3 protein-coding genes are annotated in these 3,206 nt (G+C 56.6%); all 3 read left to right on the top strand.

The window, feature by feature from the left end; translation table 11 throughout:
* The first annotated feature begins 133 nt into the window (after positions 1-133).
* The 3 genes from ABRA89_RS20200 to ABRA89_RS20190 are packed head-to-tail and all read left to right on the top strand — an operon-like array spanning position 134 to position 3,128.
* Complete coding sequence (locus tag ABRA89_RS20200) at positions 134-1,009, top strand: polymorphic toxin type 15 domain-containing protein (protein ID WP_349943303.1); 876 nt, start codon at positions 134-136, stop codon at positions 1,007-1,009.
* Between the two features lies 1 nt (position 1,010).
* Positions 1,011-1,742 carry a GAD-like domain-containing protein gene (locus ABRA89_RS20195; protein ID WP_349943302.1) on the top strand — a complete coding sequence of 244 codons (732 nt, stop codon included), beginning with the start codon at positions 1,011-1,013 and terminating at the stop codon, positions 1,740-1,742.
* Entirely contained in the window at positions 1,743-3,128 is a 1,386-nt protein-coding gene (locus ABRA89_RS20190; protein ID WP_349943301.1) for a PAAR-like domain-containing protein, read from the top strand.
* Positions 3,129-3,206: the final 78 nt, after the last annotated feature.

The raw sequence follows: 3,206 nt of genomic DNA, 5'->3' as shown, positions 1-3,206 counted from the left end.
CAATACGACACCGAGAAAATGCCTCGGCTTCGTCACGCCTCTCCAGGCCATGCTCAAAGAACTTGGCAAAGACGTCCAAATCCGCTTCTCATGATCACGTTGCACTTCATGCTGGAATCCACCCGGCGACCCGGTGGGGCTGGATATCGCTATTCTCGCAAAGAAGGACGCGGCCGATGCGCTGCAAGGAATAACGCCGGAGGATACGCAGGAGCAAAGCCTTTTCGATGACACTCATGCGCGGCTTACCAAGCATATTGAGGACGCTTACTTCAATCCTCTGGTCTCGCCGGATCAGGACTATATTCGACGCGAGAGAGATTATCTTTCAGATCTACTCGAGAAAAGGCGCAAGGCGAAAAAGAAGCCGAAGCCTCTTCCTGTTCCGCCGCCTCCACCAGGCGGCAATACACGCATCAGCGAGGATTCAGATCGCAAATGCCGCACGTTGATCATTTGTTTCATGCCGAGAAAGTCTTCCATCGACCGGGAAGAGTTCAAACGTCAGATGGAATTGCAGCAGGACGGGCTCAACCGAATGACGCCGCAGCAGATGCTGGACAATCGCGGGCGATATGTGGCCCAGCCAGAAATGATGCGGGCATTGTCCAAGCCTCTGCAATCACAGGCGCGAAACGAATATCTGACGACGCAACGCATCCAGAAAAGATACCGAGACAAGTACGGTCCTGTGCGTGGCCCTATCGAATTGCAGAACTACGTGAAGGCTGCGGCCGCACTGCACAATCCAGACATGGTTGCGGGCGGAACATACAGTTCAGTAATGGATCAAAGTCTACCGATCGAGGATCGGATCGGCCGCTTGATCGAAAATAGCTCGATGGGCAGCCAATGGATCAACCCCAAAGTGAATGGCAACACGAGAGCCTCACGCCTCGCCAAGCACGCAGCGCAACAAGCAAAGAACAATTGCCCGATTGTTCAGGTCGATCTGCGCCTATGCGAGAGTGTGCCGACCGAACCGGGAAAACCGAAGACGGAGCAGTGAGATGGCAGAAGATGGAGTTCGCGGTATTTTTGAAGAACGGTGGTTCGAAGAATATCTTGCCGCCTATGAAATAAGAAATATCATATATCCTAATCGAGCACAGATCGAAGCCTATCGAGGTAAGCTGCCGGACTACCTCCTGCAGTTCTGGGCTGATCATGGCTGGTGTAGCTGGTCGGACGGACAGTATTGGCTTTGCGATCCGGCTCTGCCCAAACCGGTTCTCGACTATGTGTTTCGCAGCGATCCCGAATTCGATCCCGAGAAGATGTTTGCTTTCGGATACACCGCCTTCGGCGAAATCGACATCTGGTATGGCGATGCGACGATCCGACTACACCTCCTTATGAACAAGGTACGCGTTGAGCCTCGCGAATACGATTTGGAACATCAGCGCTACTGGACCGACGAGATCATGTTGGGACTAAGATTTATGGGACGGTTTGCACCGGTAACGCCGCCTTGGGAGGATGACGACTACCAGAACATGATGCCGGAAGCCGTGAAGCGGCTGGGTCGGCTGGACTGGGGTGAAATCTACGGCTTCGTGCCGGCGCTGAGTCTCGGTGGACCCAACAGCGTGGACCATCTGCAGAAGATGCCTTTGGTGGAACATTTGACGTTCCTGGCCTCAGTGGAGCCGCCGATTCTCTATGATTATGAGCCTCCTGCCGTTGGGGAAGCCGGATTTGGCACGGCGACGCCTGTGCGACCAGTAGGTCCTCAGCCGTGAATGGCCGTTTCGCCGACTTGCGTTTTGTCGTCGAACTCTGATGCTGACTATGTCGGCGAGCCGGACTATCCCGCTCCGTGGACGACGCGCCAGCCGAAGGAGGGCTTGCGGGATATCGACGCGGCGCGGATCGTCTGTCTTGCGCCGGATGTCTGCCTGACGCCGATCGGCGACACCGCCGTTCCGATCCCCTATCAGATCGTCGACTATGCCGGCCACGATGCCGGCTATGCCGATAGCGTTCGCTTCACCGGCAAGAAGGTGATGACTCTTGCCTCGCGCACGACCCATGTGCATGGGGACGCGCCGGGCACGAAGAAGGGGGTGAAGTCTGGCACGGTCGAGGACATCACCGAACCGATCGGCCATGCGCCTGAGGTGCGCGCCGAGGGCCATCCGGTGATCCGCCACCTCGACCGGTTCCACATGAACAGCCGCAACACGGTGGGCGAGGCGGTCTATGTGAAGGATACGGCGACATACCGGCCGCCAGGTGATGATGATCCGGTGCCGGGATCATTGAGACGTTTCGAGAGCGAGGCAGCGGTCATGAGCGACGTCTCGCCTGACCCGCTCATCATGGGGGCACAATATGCTCAGGCGATGCCGGTCGAGCAGGCGGTACCAGCACCAGAGCCTCCATCCACCCCTTCGCCACCACAAGCTCCGAGCAGGAAGCCCAGTCTACCACCTGCTGCAAATGACAATCGACCGCAGGTGCGTCGTGGCATCTTCGGGCGGTTTAGGCCCAACCCCTTCTGGATGTGGCTGGAACATACGATAGGGAGATACCCGGAGGACCGCCGTCGCATCAGAGCCGGAGAACTTGATCGCGTTGCTGAAAATCCATCCCTCAGTGAGGCGGCAGCGGATATACTTCATGAGACCGCGGAGAGAATGCGCAATGCACCAACGCCAGCCGATGCCGAGCGTATTGAGCAAGCGGGGTGGGAGCGCTTGCGTGAACTGGAACGTCAGGGAGCACTAAACCCGACCGCTGACGAACAGGCGCAGCAAGATGAAAATCGTAGAGCGAACGAGAAAGTCGAGAAATCGAATAGGCTCGCTCTCGCCCTGGCGCATAATGTGCGTGTTGATACAAGAAATAAAAGGAAATATCCCTGCATCGTTGGTCCATACAAATATGTGGAGATGATCTGTCCCGGCGAAGCGCATCACCTTATTCCTGATCGGGTTTACCGCCTTGGAAGAGCTCCGACTTATAATGAGAGGGATTCCACGGAAAATCGCATACGCAATTGGACACCTCGAAGAACCTCCCCTTTGATCGTGATTTATGATTTCCTTGGCCTGTTCGGGGTCGGGAGGATGAGATGCGTTGTCAGCCGGGGTTCTGGGATATCGATGAACGGTATGGCCGCCTGAGCGAGGCCGGCGATCCGCTCGAGAAGCTGAACGCGCTCGTTCCGTGGGAGGTCTTCAGGAAGCCACTTTCCAAGGCGC

It is taken from the genome of Fulvimarina thalattae (genome assembly GCF_040239565.1).
Lineage (GTDB): Bacteria > Pseudomonadota > Alphaproteobacteria > Rhizobiales > Rhizobiaceae > Fulvimarina.
This window is presented reverse-complemented; position numbering and strand designations above follow the sequence as displayed.

Excerpts from the sequence above, each read along its gene's own strand:
- ABRA89_RS20195 (WP_349943302.1), top strand. The coding sequence starts at position 1,011 with ATGGCAGAAGATGGAGTTCGCGGTATTTTTGAAGAACGGTGGTTCGAA.
- ABRA89_RS20190 (WP_349943301.1), top strand. The coding sequence starts at position 1,743 with ATGGCCGTTTCGCCGACTTGCGTTTTGTCGTCGAACTCTGATGCTGAC.